Genomic DNA, 15,718 nt, shown 5'->3' on the forward strand with positions numbered 1-15,718 from the left:
GTTTTTTGTTACCGCTTAAACACCGTGGCAACGGCAGTACGTACACTGCTTAACATTACGCCGGTAAATCCGCTGTGTCCTAGGATTTCTTCCAGGGCTGCAATCACCCTGTCTATAGCCTCATAGCTTACGGTGAGTGGGGGTTCCAGCCGGATAACGTTGGGATTATTGAGGGTATAGGCCGTAATAATCTGGTATTTATTCATGAGTTCACTGGCTACCAAAGAACCAAAATACTCCCCGGCCAGTTGATTAACTTTACCCAAGGTTAATTTGTCCAGTACACCCCCCACAGGCTGTTTGAATTCAAGGCCGATCAATAAACCTCTTCCCCGCAGGTCCTTGATGATATCATATTTACCCTTCAATTCCGAGAGCTTGGCCATGAAGTATTCCCCTTTTTCCCTGGCTTGCTGAGCAAGACTTTGGGCAACTATAGAGTTTAATGCTGCTATGCCTGCAGCCATAGCCAGTGAATTGCCCCCAAAAGTGGAGGTATGCAGGGCAAATTTATCCATTCCCCCATAGACCCGGTCCCAGATCTGGGGTCGGGTAACAAAAGCCCCGATAGGTATGACACCGCCGCCCAGGGATTTAGCCAGACACATGATGTCAGGCACTACATTCTCATGCTCACAGGCAAAGAGATATCCTGTCCGCCCAAAACCTGTCTGGATTTCATCAACGATCAAGAGTGTACCGTAGCGGTCACAAAGCTGGCGAACTCCGGCTAAATAGCCATCGGGCGGAACCATTACCCCGCCTTCACCTTGAATAGGCTCCACAATAAAAGCAGCTACGTCTTTACTCATGAGCTTTCCTTCTAAAGCACCAAGGTCACCGAAGGGTACAGCTTCGCACCCGGTCAAAAGGGGTTGAAAAGGTTTCTGGTATTTTTCCCGTCCCGTCACGGAAAGGGAACCAAAAGTTTTGCCATGAAAAGAATCTTTACAGTAAACAATCTTACTGCGTCCGGGATTGGCCGCCCGGGCCAGCTTCAATGCCCCCTCCACCGCTTCAGCGCCACTGTTGGCAAAAAAGACCCGATCCAGATCACCCGGTGTCACCTGGGCCAAGTTGTGGGCTAAGGCTGCCGCCAGAGGGTTGAGAGAGGCCTGTAAGAGATTGGGCCGTGACATTACTGCCTTTACCGCTTCCTGGACTTCCGGTGGATTATGGCCCAAGTTCAGGGCACCGTAACCTCCTAGAAAATCCAGGTAGGCTTTTCCTTCCTTATCCCACACGGTGACCCCTTCAGCTCTTACAAACTGCTTATCAAAATCTAAAAAACCCATGACATCTACCAGGCCTGGATTAACGTAGCGGCGGTAAGTTTCCCGGACTTCCCGCTTGTCCATGGCCAGGGCTCCATCCAAGGTCATAAAATTCTTCTTTTGCCCATCCTTCATTTTCATCCGTCTCTCCTTTCGGATACTTCATCTTCTGTTAGCAGTGCATTATGGTAATAGTATGATAATATGGAAGCATTTTCAATACATATATCTTATAACAATTTGGCAAAATAAGCAATTTTGCTCATCTTTTAATGCAGAACAATATTGAATAAGTTATTTGAAAGGGGAAATCATATTAGCGAAAACCATTTTGAAACATTTACTTAAGGGAGTGATGATAGTGAGTCTAGTTGAGTGGAATCCTTTCAAAGAACTGGATTACCTGACGAGGGATATGGCCAATTTCTTGGAAAGGTCACCTTTCAGGCTGGCCTATGGACCGGCGGGACCTAAAGTGGATGTTTACCAGACTGATACGGAAGTGGTAGTAAAGGCCGAAATACCCGGTGTGGCTAAAGAAGACCTCCATGTCTATGTAGACGAAAACTCCGTCAGATTATCAGGCCAAACTAGAAAAAGTAATGAATTTAAAGATGAAAATGTTTTTCGGACCGAACGATATTATGGAAGCTTTTCCAGAACCATCCCCCTGCCCGTGGAGATAAAATCCGATGAGGCTCAAGCACAGTACAAAGATGGTATTCTAACTATTAAAGTACCTAAAGTGGAACCAGCTAAAACAAAAGGTAAAAGAATCAATATACAGTAATAGAGTAGGTAAACGATTTGCATGGCAATGCGCCAAGCATAATTCATTTCACGGACCCGGTTATGAACATCTCTTATTACAATATTTTCAACAGTTCTATTGGTTGAGAGTACCGGTTTGAGAAAAAGTCTTTCTTCTCAAAGACTTCAGCCGGTACTTTTTTGTGATCCCATGCACTTTAGCATTGCCGGTCCTTTTGTTGAAGTCGAATACGTACGCAACTCCCATGTCCACCTGCATCTGGTGTCACATTGGCGGGTATTCCACTGCCATGTATTGCCGCTCATGGCCTTTTGTCTTGGGTATTGAATACTCTTTCCTTACCCCTTCTACAAACCTCTATGGTAACACATTCCATTTCTTCCAGCAGGGTGTTGTCCCCCATTACACCTTTTGACCAAATTCATAAAATAATTATGGAAAGATTATTTAAGGAGAAGTGAATGTGCCATGCCAACAAGACAATTGCCGCCCTGTGCCTCGGGACGTTACTGGAGAGTAAAAAGAGGAGATACGCTATACCTGATAGCAATCAAATCAGGAATAACAGTAACGACATTAAGGCAGCTAAATCCTAATGTGGACCCCAATAATCTCCGTGTAGGAAGCTTAATCTGTTTACCGCCGGAACAGCCCTGTCCCTCAGGAATATATTGGGAAGTTGCTGCAGGTGATACCCTTTATAGCATAGCTAGAGCAACGAACACTACTGTTAAAAAGTTATTGGAACTTAACCCCAATATTGAGCCAAATAATCTACAAATAGGCCAAAATATTTGTTTGCCAGGATAATGCGTCCTGGTCCTGGCAACAATAGCCCTTTTGTATCGAGACAGACGAATTAAACATAAAGGAAATATTCACCGTAATAACAAAGCCTATCTCCCGTAATCAGGAGATAGGCTTTCATCTTTCTGCCAAAAAATACTACGGATACTTCCTTGATAAATATAAAATTTACTAGTAATATGAATTAGCATTACAGAACTAACAATAGAGAAACTCTCAAACGTCTTATGGGTTGTTGTGAGGTGAAAACTAATGGTGATAAACATTTTGACTGCCCTCTTAAATAAAATGGGTTTGATTATCGTTCTGGCCATCATTCTTTCAAAATTAACGATTTTTAAAAGATTGGTAACGAAACAAGATCTCAAACTTACAGATAAGTTGATTATGGCCATAGTTTTCGGTCTTTTCGGGATCCTTGGAACCTATTTCGGAGTAGGGGTTAAAGGCGCTATTGCCAACTCACGGGCCATAGGTGTGATCGCCGGTGGTCTATTGGGGGGACCTTTTGTGGGTATAGGTGCCGGTTTGATCGCCGGCCTGCACCGCTGGGCCATCGATATCGGCGGCTTCACAGCCCTAGCATGTGCCATCTCCACTATTACTGAGGGTTTTATCGGGGGATATTCTTACCGCTTTATCGGACATATGAAAAATAAATGGATCATGGGTTTATTTATTGGTGTAGTATCTGAGCTCATACAAATGTTGATCATTCTCGCGGTGGCCAAACCCTTTTCCGCGGCCCTTGATTTGGTACAAATCATTATCCTGCCCATGGTAGTTGTAAACTCCTTAGGTATCGCTCTTTTTATTGCCGTTACGGAAAATATATTCACCGAGGCTTCCCGGGTTAAAGCTGCTCAAGCCCAGCTGGTTTTAAAAATTGCCAACAGGACACTACCTTACTTTCGCAAAGGCTTATATAGCCCCTGTGTGATAGAGGCGGCCAAAATCATTCATCAAATGACTGACATCGCAGCCGTAGCCATTACAGATACTAAATATATCCTGGCCCATGTAGGGATGGGGGAAGACCATCACATCGCCGGTCACGAGATTTTGACGGCTTTGACCAAAAACGTCATTGAGGAAGGCAAATATAGAGTGGTTCATACCAAAGAAGAGATTGGCTGCATTAATGAAGACTGCCTGCTGGGTTCTGCCGTGATAGTCCCCTTAAAAGAAAAAGATAAGGTTATTGGGACATTAAAGCTTTATAAAATGGGCCAATATAGTATAACCTCAGTGGAAGAAGAATTAGCCCTGGGTATGGCTGAACTTTTCTCAACTCAGTTAGAATTAAGCAAAGTTGAAAGGCACGCCCAATTATTGGCTAATGCTGAGTTAAAAGTTTTACAGGCCCAAATCAATCCCCACTTCTTATTTAACGCCTTGAACACCATTAAGTCTTTCTGCCGGACTGATCCGGAAACAGCCAGAGATTTACTGGAGTATTTAGGCGACTATTACCGCAACAATCTGCAGGGTAAGGATTTCATCACATTGGCTGAGGAATTTAATCATATTAAAGCCTATTTAGCTATCGAAGAAGCCCGTTTTAGTGACCAGATTCAGGTTGAGTACATGATTGACGAAGAAATTCTCAAATTCCAATTGCCCAGCCTTATTTTGCAGCCTATCGTGGAGAATAGTATTACACACGGCATCCTCCCCAAAGGTCAAGGCAAGATCATGATTAAAGGGGAAAAGATTGGTCAAGAAATGAAAATCACTATCAGCGATAACGGTATAGGCTTCAGCAAAGAAAAGTTAGAAAACATCTTAAGTGAAGGATTTCAAGGTAAAAGTATAGGTTTAAGAAATGTCAATAACCGGCTGATTAATATTTATGGTCAAGAGTACAGACTAAGGATAAGCAGTATAAAAGGAAAAGGAACCACAGTAGAAATTACAATTCCTTTAAGAGGTGGGAAAGATGAACATCCGGGCGTTAGTGGTGGATGATGAAAGGCCGGCCAGGAATGAATTAATATATCTCATCAAAAAGATAGGTGGCATAGAAGTTTGTGGGGAAGCTTCTTCTGCCCTTGAGGCTCTTAAAAAGGTTGTGGAACTTCGACCCGAACTGGTTTTCCTGGACATTCAAATGGAACCGGTAAACGGGATCGTTTTGGCCAGAAAAATAATGGAGGACCCCCATCCACCCTTTATCGTTTTTGCTACGGCTTATGACAAATACGCAGTTGAGGCTTTTGAGATCAATGCCATGGATTATATATTAAAACCTTTTTCCGAAGGAAGAATTAGAACCACCATAGAGCGTATTCTAGACAAGATCAACGAAAATAAATCTTACAACGTCAACAATAAAGAGCAACTGCTAGATCTGCTGGAAAAACTAACAGAAAAAAAGACTTTCGAAAAAATACCTGTCTGGCAAGGAGACAGGATAATCCTGTTAGACCCGGAAGATATCGTTTTTATTGTTACCACCGAGGGTAAAAATACAGTATTGAAAACAGTGACGGGCGAATATGAAGCCAGCTATTCCATAGGTGAAATGGAAGAAAGCTTGTCGCACAGCGTATTTTTTAAACCCCACAGGAGCTTTCTCATAAACTTAAATTATATTAAAGAGATCGAGCCATGGTTCCATAATACCTACCAACTGGTCATGAAGAATTATGAAAATGAGAAGATTCCGGTATCCCGTAACCGGGTTAAGGAGTTTAAGAAAGCCATAAATCTAAAAAAGTAATAAAAGCCACTTTACGCCCTAAAAAGATATTTTTAGGGTTATTTTTATGCAATTTAAGTCAACCAGACTGACTTTACTTTAAATTTAAGGTATCTTAAGTATACAAAATACTAAGGGAGGTCGTTGAACATGGTAACGTTTCTCGCATCCATTCTTTTATTAATTGGCGGTTACTTTGTTTACGGTAAAATTGTAGAAAAAGCATTTGGTGTTGATGAAACACGGCCAACCCCTGCTACTTCCATGGCAGACGGTGTTGACTATGTACCCATGGGATGGAAGAAAATTTTCCTGATCCAATTTTTAAACATTGCCGGATTAGGCCCCATCTATGGTGCCATTTCCGGGGCCCTCTGGGGACCGGCGGCTTTCCTGTGGATTGTCTTTGGCGCTATTTTTGCAGGAGCAGTCCATGACTTCTTTTCGGGAATGCTCTCGGTCCGGCACAATGGGGCCAGCATCTCAGAAATAGTAGGTATTTATTTAGGTGATACCGCCAAACAGATCATGAGAGTATTTTCCATCATCCTGTTAATCCTGGTAGGAACAGTATTTATGCTGGGTCCCGCTAAGTTATTAGCCAGCCTGACTCCAGATATCTTGACAACTAATGTCTGGCTTGCCATCATCTTCGTCTATTACTTCCTGGCTACCATCCTTCCCATCGATAAATTAATCGGAAGATTCTATCCCATTTTTGGTGCTGCTTTAATATTCATGGCAGTGGGGATTTCCGTAGGTCTGATTTTTAAAGGATACACCCTGCCTGAATTGACCCTGGCTAATTTACACCCCAAAGGATTGCCTATCTGGCCCTTGCTCTTTATCACTATCGCTTGTGGTGCTATCAGCGGGTTCCATGCTACTCAGTCGCCCATGATGGCACGTTGCCTGCAAAACGAAAAACAGGGTAGAAAAGTATTTTATGGCGCAATGATTGCTGAAGGAATCATTGCCCTGATCTGGGCAGCCGGTGCTATTGCTTTCTTCCACGGCACAGACGGATTGGCAGCAGCTTTAGCCAAAGGTGGGCCTGGCGCCGTTGTTCACACCATTTCTACCAGTGTTCTCGGTGTATTTGGCGGTGTGTTAGCCATGTTAGGCGTTATCGCCTGCCCCATTACCTCCGGGGATACGGCCTTCAGGAGTGCGCGTTTAACTATTGCCGACTCCTTTAACCTGAAACAAGGTAAGCCACTGGCTCGCTTACAACTGGCTGTTCCTCTTTTCATTGTTGCCTTTCTTCTAACCAGAATTAACTTCGATATTGTGTGGCGTTACTTTGCCTGGTCCAACCAGACACTGGCCATGATTGTCCTGTGGACCGCTGCCGTATATCTTAAAAGCATCGCCAAAAACCACTGGATTGCTACAGTTCCAGCAACCTTTATGACAGCGGTGACAGTGACTTATATCTTCCAGGCTCCGGAAGGATTCGGTTTACCCACAACCGTTTCTTACCCCATCGGTCTAATCGCAGCGGCCGTTGCCTTAGGTTGCTTTCTCTTGATTAAAGGCAAGACAAGAAGAAACGAAAAACTAAAACCGGCATTAACGAAATAGTTAATAAAACTGGCTGTTGAATATTTCAACAGCCAGTTTCGTTTACATAAATTTATATATTTAAACCCGGCAAGAAGATCCTAAAGGTTGTTCCTTTTCCTTCCTTACTCTCCACAGTAATTGTACCTCCATGGGCATCGACGATATTTTTAACAATGGAGAGTCCTAACCCGGTGCCGCCGCTTTCCCTGTTCCGGGATTTGTCAGCCCGGTAAAATCTCTCAAATATATAAGGTAAATCCTTGACCAGTATGCCTGCACCGGTATCACTTACGTTAATCACGAACCCTTCATCATCTTTCCCTACACTAATTTTGATAGATCCTTTTTTAGCATAGCGAATGGCATTACTCATAAGGTTAATTAAAACCTGTTCTATCCGGAACCTGTCTGCCCAGATCTCAGTGGCATCGTCACATACTTCACATTGAAAAGCCAAACCTTCCTGATCCAGAGCAGATTTAAACTTATCCCTTAGCTGTAGACAAAGTTGTTCCACATCAACCCATTCTTTATTCAGCTTGATCGCTCCTGTTTGTAAACGGGAAAGCTCCAGCAAGTCATCAACAAGTCTTTTTAACCTGTTAGCTTCATCATGGATGATTTTAAGGAAACTTTTTCTTTGCTCTGGGTTATCTGCTAACCCGTCCATAATGGCCTCGGCATATCCCTGAATCAGACTGATAGGTGTACGCAATTCATGGGAAACATTGGCCACAAACTCTTTGCGCATTTGTTCTAATTTTCGCTCCCGGGTCACATCCTGCAAAACAATGACTACCCCGATAATTTCCTCATTCTCAGGCTGAAAGAGGGGTGAAAGCCTTACAGACAGAGTTTTATCAGATAGGGATATTTCCCCTTTTTTAATGGTTCTTTCTTTTATGACCTCATTAAACAGCACATTTACTTCGGCCAGGTGAACACACTCTGTTAATAATGCAGCTTCTTTAATTTCTCCACAATCGTTAAGGAGTTTCTTGGCCTGGGGGTTATACAGGATTATCCGCCCGGCAGAATCAAGGGTTATTACGCCATCTGTCATACTGGTCAGCACATTTTCCAGTTTCTCTTTCTCGTATGACAGAGCAGAGATATTTTGCCTTAACTGAGCGGACAAGAAATTAAAGGTAGCACTGAGCACACCTATTTCATCACTGGACAGGACCGGTATTCTATGATTGAAGTTGCCCTTGGCCATTTCCATGGCCACTTCATTCATTTTAATCAGAGGCCTGGAAAGGTTCTTGGAAAGAAAAAAGGCCAAAATAGAGGCTAACACGATGGACCCCAGGAGACCAAAGTAAATCAGTCGTCTCAAAGACTCCAAAGTTGCTGTAATGGGAGCTACCGGGGTATACATGAGGATAGCCTTTTTTATTTCATTGTCAACTGTAATGGGTAAGGCTACAGACAGCATCTGGGTGTCAAAATGATGATGAAAACCACGTTTGATGGCGATCTGTCCATTAAAAACTTCCGCCAGTTCTGTATCCTGAAAAACCGACCCCGGCGGCAGCTGCATCATGGTATTACAGGCCTGTATCTGCCCTTCTCTATCCACAATAAGGATATGAGCATTAATAATACGGGATACTATCTCTATCTGGTTACTAACTTCCAGGCTATGGGGTGCATTCTTATATAAATCTGCTATTTGCTGTCCCTGGTTAATAAGGTTTTTGGCAATCTGGGAGTAATAGAAATTTTCCACGAGCTGAAAGAGACCCATACTGAGGAGAGTCAGAATAATTATCATAAGAATAACGATAGCCACCCATAATTTGGCTACCACACTTTTTCTAATCATTTAATTCACCTCAAACTTGTAGCCCACACCCCAGACAGTCTTAATATACTGGTCACCCTTTTCCCCCAATTTTTCCCGGAGTTTTTTGATGTGGGTATCCACTGTACGCAGGTCACCATAGTATTCATAATCCCATACCGTTTCCATAATCTTTTCCCTGGTTAAAACTTTTCCTTTATTCTGGGCTAAATAAACAAGAAGGTCGAATTCTTTTGGTGTTAAAATAATATGTTCACCTGCCAAGGTAATTTCCCGGCCAGGGACGTTTATCTCCATATCTCCTGCTTTGATGATCTCTACAGTTTCCAGGGGATTATTCGATCTTTTTAACAGGGCTTTGACCCTAGCCACCAGTTCCCGGGGACTAAAAGGTTTCACCACATAATCATCCCCGCCCAGTTCAAAGCCTAAGAGACGTTCATATTCTTCACCCCTGGCAGTTAAAAATATTACAGGACTATCGGAAAAGCGCCTGATCTCTTTACAGAGGGCAAACCCATCCATCTTAGGCATCATCACATCTATAATGAAAAGATGAAATTCTTCTCCTTCTTCGATCTTTTTTAACGCCTCCTGTCCATTTTCCGCCGTTACTACCCGGTAGTGTTCTTTAGTTAGGTATAAAGAAACTAACTCTCTAATACCGGACTCATCGTCAACCACCAGAATGTTCCTTTTATATCCTGCCACTGTAATTCCTCCTTTTTCTCCAATATTCCAAATTATATCATTTTTATCCTTCATTTATTTGGTTCAGCAGTAATCAACTTTACAATATCCATAAACAGATTTTCTACCTTTAAGATTCTCATTCCTGACATCTCAATATTTCTTTCCGTTCTCCGGTTGATGTTAACACCGCTGTATTTCACAGAGAAAGGATTAAGCCAATCCATCACAGGCCCTAGAAGAACATTCTCACTGCGTACATGTTCCAAAAGATAGAGCCTACCCCCGGGTTTGGCCACACGACGTAGTTCTTTAAATCCTTTAATCGCATCAGGTACAGAACAAAATACACAAGCAGTGATTATGGTATCGAAGGTATTATCCGGAAAAGGCAAGTTTTGAATATCTGCCAATAGTAATTCTATTGGAACCTTGCTTAGAGATAATTTTTCTTTTGCTCTTTCCAACATCTTGGGACTGAAATCAACAGCAACTACTTTAACACCTTCCGGATAATAGGGAAGATTAGCCCCTGTGCCCACTCCGGCTTCTAAAACCAGCCCTTGTGCCTTAGAGCATAAGGTTTTTCTCCATTTTCCCATCATCATTCTTTCCATAGGAGCGAGCAGCCTGTCATAACTCTCTGCCTTTTTATCGTATTTCTCTCTAACCTCAGTGGTCATTTTATCATCCATGGCATCATACCTCTTTGATCATAGCAAAAAAATTATTTTTGGGACATTCCTTTATAATAATCACTACCATAAGTCTACAACAAAGACTTGTCCAAATTGTTATTATTTTATGAAGCAATTGTGAACTTTTACAAATACTGACCAAAAGAACCTGTACAGGAAAACCTATACTTTACTACTAATAAAGCGTGAGGATAAATCTCTCACGCTTTTTGTTCTATGGTTTCAGTACCTCTTTCAAAATGGCCTGCATTTCGGGCGTCTTCATCGTTTCCACCATGGCCTGGCGCATTTCCGGTGTTTTCATCATCTCCACCATGGCTTGTCTCATTTCCGGTGTTTTCATCATTTCCACCATAGCCTGCCGTATCTCAGGTGTTTTCATCATTTCTACCATGCCATAGCGGGCCTCCGGCGTTGTCATCATATCTCTCATCATGTTAAAACCATAATTATTATCAGTCCCCGGGCGACGTTGTGGTGCACAGGCGGAAACTATCAATGAAAATACTAGTAGTAAACAAAGGAATTTACATATTTTTCTTATATGCAAAATGTATTTCCCTCCTCCCATAGATCATTTTTCTCTTTTATTTTGTGCAAAACCGGCTCTAAAAAATACTAGGCCTAATGTTAATTCGTAATTTTTTCATGTTTATTAGTAATTTTTTTGTTATTCACAAGGGTAAAGAGCAAACTGCAACTCTGGAAGAAGTAACGGCCAATACCCACGGTCTCTCCGAATTGGCTCAGGATTTACATAATCAAGTAAATAAATTTAAGATATAAGGATAAGTAAGGCATGTGCTAAGCGCACATGCCTCTTTCTGCTCATTTATTTTAACAAAGACAAAGATTCAAACAAAGTCTCAACCTTTGTAAGAAAATTAATACACGAAAAATCCCTGACCACTCTTACGCCCTAGATGACCAGCACGGACTTTCTTCCGCAGTAAAGGGCACGGCCGGTACTTGGAATCACCGGTTTCGTTATATAGGGTTTCCATAATAGCTAAACAAACATCCAGACCTACCAGATCACCTAAAGCCAAGGGACCAATGGGATGGTTAGCCCCTAGTTTCATAGCGGTATCAATATCATCCGCAGAAGATACACCCTCCATTAAAAGGAATGCAGCCTCGTTTATCATAGGAATGAGAATACGGTTGACGATAAAACCCGGCGCCTCTTTTACATCAACAGGTTGTTTGCCCATTTTCTCCGCCAGTTCTTTAATAACCTCCACCGTTTCATCACTGGCATCCTCTCCACGGATCACTTCTACCAACTTCATTACCGGAACGGGATTGAAAAAGTGCATACCGATAACCTGATGGGGCCGTTTGGTTGCCCTAGCTATTTCGGTAATACTAAGGGCAGATGTGTTGGAAGCTAAAATAGTATGGCTAGGGCAAATTTCATCTAACTCAGCCAAAACTTTTTTCTTAACGTCGATATTTTCCACGATTGCTTCGATGACTAAATCAACTTCTACAGCCCGGGATTTTTCTGTAGTGGTAGCAATCAAAGCAAGAATCCGCTTTTTTTCATACTCATCTAATTTACCTTTTTTAACAGCATTGCTAAGGTTCTTTTCGATGACGTGAAAACCATGGACTACCGCTTCCTCAGCCACGTCACACAACAGAACTGAAAAGCCAGCTGTAGCAGCAGCCTGAGCAATACCACTACCCATAGTTCCTGCCCCGAGTACCATTATTTTTCGGATATTCAACTTAGCTCCTCCTCACTGATACTCCTAGCTATTTATTTTTTTTAACCGGCATGGATATTGCTTCACCATCAATGACGATTTGCCCGTTCTGGTTGGTACAGGTAGTACGAAGCTTAACTCTGTTTTTTTCCACGTTAATTTCTAATACCTCAACTTCTGCTGTAATAGTATCGCCTATTTTAACAGGTGCGGTAAATTTCACCGTTTGAGAAATGTAGATGTTGCCAGGACCTGGCAGTTGCATTCCTAATACTGCGGAAATGAGACCAGTGCTTAATATGCCATGGGCAATTCTTTCTTTGAAAATAGTACCTTTAGCGTATTCTTCGTTTACATGGGCCGGGTTCAAGTCACCGGTAATCCCTGCAAACATGTACACGTCAGCTTCACTAATGGTTTTAGTAAACGAAGCCTTTTCACCAACTACTAATTCTTCGACGGACTTCCCTTGTAACATAAATTACCCCTTCCTTTCATAACAGGTATTCTATTAAGCTACTTCCCCCTGGTCTTCATCTTTCAAACGGGCCAACTCCTCCTTGAGGATAGGGAGAATTTCATGAACATCAGCCACAATGCCATAGTCGGCTATGGTAAAGATTGGCGCGTTAGGATCTTTGTTAATGGCGACAATAACCTCAGAACCTTGCATTCCGGCCCTATGTTGGATAGCGCCGGAGATACCACAGGCAATATACAGTTTAGGCCTAACGGTTTTCCCGGTCTGCCCAACTTGGCGCTCTGGACCTAACCAACCGGCTTCCACTGCTGCCCGGGAGGCAGCTACTTCTCCTCCGAGAAGCCGGGCAACTTCATCAAGGAGCTTAAACTTCTCGGCGTTGCCAATACCCCTTCCCCCGGCAACGATAACACTGGCTTCTTCCAAATTGGCACCCTGTTTGGCTTCCTTAACCACTTCCAGGATGGTTGTGCGAATATCTTTCTCGGCAATCTTTACAGGGACCGTTACAATTTCACCTTTTCTACCCTCCACTTTTTCCGGCTTAGAGAAAACACCGGGACGAACAGTAGCCATCTGGGGACGATGGTTGGGGCAAACAATGGTGGCCATGATACTGCCGCCAAAGGCGGGGCGGGTTTGTAACAGGAGTCCTGACTCATTATCAATATCTAGTTCAGTACAATCTGCGGTCAACCCGGTTCTCAAACGGCGGGTAACTCGTGGAGCCAGATCTCGTCCAACATGGGTAGCACCGTAAAGAACAATAGCTGGTTTTTCAGCCTGGGCCAGGTCCGCCACTACAGTAGCATAGGCTTCAGTACGATAGTGTTTAAGGATAGGGTCCTGGGCCAAGTAAACCCTGTCAGCGCCAAAAGCAAAAAGCTGCCCAGCCAGGCTCTCAACCTCATCTCCCAAAAGAACTGCTGCTAGTTTTTGTCCTAATTGATCTGCTAGCTTACGTCCTTCTCCTAAAAGCTCGATAGCCACATCGGCTAATCTTCCTTCTCGCTGTTCAGCAAAAACCCATACCCCCTGATACTGATTCAGGTTGGATTGGCCAGCCTTTTGACCCTCAGATATAATGGCGTCTTTTTTACAGGAGGTGACACAAGCTCCACAGCCGGTACAGTTATCTTTAATTATGGCTTTGCGGTCTACCACCTCAATGGCATTATAGGGGCACGCGGGTACACAAAGCTTGCAGCCGATACATTTATCTTTTAAAACAACTACGCTCATGACTGCTCCTCCCTCTTAAACGACTTTTTTATTCTTTAAACGTGAAATGAGGTCGCAAATCATCTCTTGTGGCTGTCCTTGCAACATTTCCCCTTTGCCTTTAGGGGCAGGCGTAAAGATTCTGCGCACCTGGGTAGGTGAACCTTTTAATCCTACCTCTTGCAAATTAGCACCGAGATCGGCAGCGGACCAGACGGTAGTCTGCTTGCTGCGATAGGCATCTACAATACCTTTTATGGACGGATAGCGTGGTTCATTCAAATCCTTGATAACAGTGAGCAGGACCGGTAATTGAGCTTCAATAACTTCAAAGCCATCTTCCAAAGCACGTTTTACCTGAACTTTCCCCTCAAACAGTTGAATGTCCTTAACGTAGGTAACCTGGGGAATGTTCAGATATTCAGCCAACTGAGGTCCTACCTGGGCTGTATCACCGTCAATGGCTTGCCTTCCACAGAAAATCACCGAGAAGTTACCGATTTTCCTGATTGCATTGCCCAAAGCAGTGGAGGTGGCCAAGGTGTCGGCACCGGCGAAAGCCCGGTCACTTATAAGAATGGCTTCATCAGCACCCATGGCTAAAGCTTCTTTCAAAGCATCATCGGCCTGGGGAGGCCCCATTGTAAGGACAATGACTTTGGCACCATATTGTTCTTTGAGTACCAGGGCAGCCTCTAAGGCATTTTTGTCCTCGGGATTGATGATACTGGGAACCCCGTCCCGAATCAGTGTACCGGTTTTGGGATCGGTTTTTACCTCGGTGGTATCAGGAACTTGTTTTATGCACACGACAATATTCATGATGAACCTCCTAATCGGGTTATGAATTTAGCGAAGTATATTACCGGCAATAACCATACGCTGGACTTCGGAAGTACCTTCGTAAATCTCGGTAATCTTAGCGTCACGTAAGAATCTTTCCACCTGGTAATCCCGCATATATCCGTAGCCGCCATGGATCTGTACAGCTTTATCAGCGCAGAACATAGCTGCTTTGGACGCATATAATTTGGCCATAGCAGCTTCCTTACTGAAGCGCTGACCTTGGGATTTAAGGAAGGCGGCGTAATAAACAAAGAATCTTGCCGCCTGTACCTCAACGGCCATATCAGCCAGCATCCACTGTACCGCCTGGAAAGAGGCGATAGGTTTGCCAAACTGTTCACGTTCCTTGGCGTATTTGATGGCAGCATCCAGAGCTCCCTGGGCAATACCTAAAGCTTGGGAGGCAATACCAATCCGTCCCCCGTCGAGGGTAGTCATAGCAATCTTGAAGCCTTCCCCCTCACGACCCAGAAGGTTCTCTTTGGGAACACGGACATTTTCAAAAACCAGTTCCGCCGTTTTAGAAGCGCGGATTCCCATTTTATCCTCAGGATGACCAACACTAAAGCCAGGCATCTCTTTTTCTACAATAAAGGCGGAAATACCTTTAGTCCCTACACCAGGTTTGGTCATGGCAAATACAACATAGCTATCAGCAGCACCGGCATTGGTGATAAACATCTTATTTCCATTTAGGACATAATGGTCCCCATCAAGCACCGCTTTGGTTTGCATGGCACCAGCATCAGTGCCGGCGTTTGGTTCAGTTAAGGCAAAGGCCCCTAATTTTTCACCCCTGGCCAGGGGTAGCAGATATTTTTGTTTTTGTTCTTCGGTGCCAAAAAGTTCTATCGCTTCTGCACCTAAGGATACATGGGATTCTACGATAACTCCGGTGGAAGCGCAAACCCGGGAGATCTCTTCAATCATGATGGCGTAGCTCACATAGTCTGCACCGGCACCCCCGTACTTCTGGGAGATGGGTAAACCCAGAAAACCGTAACGGGCCATTTTTTTCACATTCTTCCAGGGGAACTCACCACTTTTATCAATCTCTATCGCCAGGGGCGCTACTTCCTTTTCGGCAAACTCGCGCACCGTTTTTCTAATCATCAGTTGTTCTTTAGTCAAATTAAAGTTCAT

General features: G+C 43.6%; 15 protein-coding genes. 5 read left to right on the plus strand and 10 right to left on the minus strand.

Annotation, left to right across the window (positions count from 1 at the left end; translation table 11 throughout):
• Positions 1–8: 8 nt before the first annotated feature.
• Positions 9–1,415, minus strand: a complete 1,407-nt coding sequence (locus BR63_RS10670; protein WP_207724716.1) for an aspartate aminotransferase family protein — start codon at positions 1,413–1,415, stop codon at positions 9–11.
• Positions 1,416–1,629: 214 nt separating this feature from the next.
• On the opposite strand from BR63_RS10670, the gene BR63_RS10675 reads away from it, so the two are divergent.
• The 5 genes from BR63_RS10675 (at position 1,630) to BR63_RS10695 (ending at position 7,138) form a co-directional block, all read left to right on the plus strand.
• Positions 1,630–2,064, plus strand: coding sequence for an Hsp20/alpha crystallin family protein (locus BR63_RS10675; protein ID WP_243269978.1), 435 nt, complete (start codon positions 1,630–1,632; stop codon positions 2,062–2,064).
• A 450-nt stretch (positions 2,065–2,514) separates the two neighbouring features.
• Positions 2,515–2,856: a LysM peptidoglycan-binding domain-containing protein gene (locus BR63_RS10680; protein WP_034420091.1), complete on the plus strand. Its 342-nt coding sequence runs from the start codon at positions 2,515–2,517 to the stop codon at positions 2,854–2,856.
• Positions 2,857–3,105: 249 nt separating this feature from the next.
• On the plus strand, positions 3,106–4,821 hold the full coding sequence (locus tag BR63_RS10685; RefSeq protein WP_051965398.1) for a sensor histidine kinase: 1,716 nt from the start codon (positions 3,106–3,108) through the stop codon (positions 4,819–4,821).
• The gene (locus BR63_RS10690) at positions 4,793–5,575 is read left to right on the plus strand and encodes a LytR/AlgR family response regulator transcription factor (protein ID WP_034420093.1); all 783 of its coding nucleotides are present in this window, start codon (positions 4,793–4,795) and stop codon (positions 5,573–5,575) included. Before BR63_RS10685 ends, BR63_RS10690 begins: the two co-directional genes overlap by 29 nt.
• 129 nt (positions 5,576–5,704) lie before the next feature.
• Positions 5,705–7,138, plus strand: coding sequence for a carbon starvation CstA family protein (locus BR63_RS10695; RefSeq protein ID WP_034420094.1), 1,434 nt, complete (start codon positions 5,705–5,707; stop codon positions 7,136–7,138).
• Positions 7,139–7,190: 52 nt separating this feature from the next.
• Here the strand turns inward: BR63_RS10695 and BR63_RS10700 are convergent, their stop codons facing one another.
• The 9 genes from BR63_RS10700 to BR63_RS10745 form a co-directional block, all read right to left on the minus strand.
• Positions 7,191–8,948, minus strand: a complete 1,758-nt coding sequence (locus tag BR63_RS10700) for an ATP-binding protein (RefSeq protein ID WP_034420096.1) — start codon at positions 8,946–8,948, stop codon at positions 7,191–7,193.
• The gene (locus BR63_RS10705) at positions 8,949–9,638 is read right to left on the minus strand and encodes a response regulator transcription factor (RefSeq protein WP_034420242.1); all 690 of its coding nucleotides are present in this window, start codon (positions 9,636–9,638) and stop codon (positions 8,949–8,951) included.
• Between the two features lie 50 nt (positions 9,639–9,688).
• Positions 9,689–10,312 (minus strand): class I SAM-dependent methyltransferase, encoded by a 624-nt coding sequence (locus BR63_RS10710; protein ID WP_034420098.1) that lies wholly within the window; start codon positions 10,310–10,312, stop codon positions 9,689–9,691.
• Between the two features lie 217 nt (positions 10,313–10,529).
• On the minus strand, positions 10,530–10,865 hold the full coding sequence (locus BR63_RS10715) for a hypothetical protein (RefSeq protein ID WP_207724717.1): 336 nt from the start codon (positions 10,863–10,865) through the stop codon (positions 10,530–10,532).
• 334 nt (positions 10,866–11,199) lie between these two features.
• Positions 11,200–12,042, minus strand: coding sequence for a 3-hydroxybutyryl-CoA dehydrogenase (locus tag BR63_RS10725; protein ID WP_034420243.1), 843 nt, complete (start codon positions 12,040–12,042; stop codon positions 11,200–11,202).
• 34 nt (positions 12,043–12,076) lie between these two features.
• Positions 12,077–12,505, minus strand: coding sequence for a MaoC family dehydratase (locus tag BR63_RS10730; protein WP_034420100.1), 429 nt, complete (start codon positions 12,503–12,505; stop codon positions 12,077–12,079).
• Between the two features lie 33 nt (positions 12,506–12,538).
• Complete coding sequence (locus BR63_RS10735) at positions 12,539–13,750, minus strand: electron transfer flavoprotein subunit alpha (RefSeq protein WP_034420102.1); 1,212 nt, start codon at positions 13,748–13,750, stop codon at positions 12,539–12,541.
• A 15-nt stretch (positions 13,751–13,765) separates the two neighbouring features.
• Complete coding sequence (locus BR63_RS10740; protein ID WP_034420103.1) at positions 13,766–14,551, minus strand: electron transfer flavoprotein subunit beta/FixA family protein; 786 nt, start codon at positions 14,549–14,551, stop codon at positions 13,766–13,768.
• 27 nt (positions 14,552–14,578) lie between these two features.
• On the minus strand, positions 14,579–15,718 hold the full coding sequence (locus BR63_RS10745) for an acyl-CoA dehydrogenase (protein ID WP_034420105.1): 1,140 nt from the start codon (positions 15,716–15,718) through the stop codon (positions 14,579–14,581).

Source organism: Thermanaerosceptrum fracticalcis (assembly GCF_000746025.2).
Classification (GTDB): Bacteria; Bacillota; Peptococcia; order DRI-13; family DRI-13; genus Thermanaerosceptrum; species Thermanaerosceptrum fracticalcis.

What these genes read in the sequence shown, in the direction of transcription:
- BR63_RS10670 (WP_207724716.1), bottom strand. Translation starts at nt 1,415, where the DNA reads ATGAAAATGAAGGATGGGCAAAAGAAGAATTTTATGACCTTGGATGGA.
- BR63_RS10675 (WP_243269978.1), top strand. Translation starts at nt 1,630, where the DNA reads ATGATAGTGAGTCTAGTTGAGTGGAATCCTTTCAAAGAACTGGATTAC.
- BR63_RS10680 (WP_034420091.1), top strand. Translation starts at nt 2,515, where the DNA reads ATGCCAACAAGACAATTGCCGCCCTGTGCCTCGGGACGTTACTGGAGA.
- BR63_RS10685 (WP_051965398.1), top strand. Translation starts at nt 3,106, where the DNA reads ATGGTGATAAACATTTTGACTGCCCTCTTAAATAAAATGGGTTTGATT.
- BR63_RS10690 (WP_034420093.1), top strand. Translation starts at nt 4,793, where the DNA reads ATGAACATCCGGGCGTTAGTGGTGGATGATGAAAGGCCGGCCAGGAAT.
- BR63_RS10695 (WP_034420094.1), top strand. Translation starts at nt 5,705, where the DNA reads ATGGTAACGTTTCTCGCATCCATTCTTTTATTAATTGGCGGTTACTTT.
- BR63_RS10700 (WP_034420096.1), bottom strand. Translation starts at nt 8,948, where the DNA reads ATGATTAGAAAAAGTGTGGTAGCCAAATTATGGGTGGCTATCGTTATT.
- BR63_RS10710 (WP_034420098.1), bottom strand. Translation starts at nt 10,312, where the DNA reads ATGGATGATAAAATGACCACTGAGGTTAGAGAGAAATACGATAAAAAG.
- BR63_RS10730 (WP_034420100.1), bottom strand. Translation starts at nt 12,505, where the DNA reads ATGTTACAAGGGAAGTCCGTCGAAGAATTAGTAGTTGGTGAAAAGGCT.
- BR63_RS10735 (WP_034420102.1), bottom strand. Translation starts at nt 13,750, where the DNA reads ATGAGCGTAGTTGTTTTAAAAGATAAATGTATCGGCTGCAAGCTTTGT.
- BR63_RS10740 (WP_034420103.1), bottom strand. Translation starts at nt 14,551, where the DNA reads ATGAATATTGTCGTGTGCATAAAACAAGTTCCTGATACCACCGAGGTA.
- BR63_RS10745 (WP_034420105.1), bottom strand. Translation starts at nt 15,718, where the DNA reads ATGAACTTTAATTTGACTAAAGAACAACTGATGATTAGAAAAACGGTG.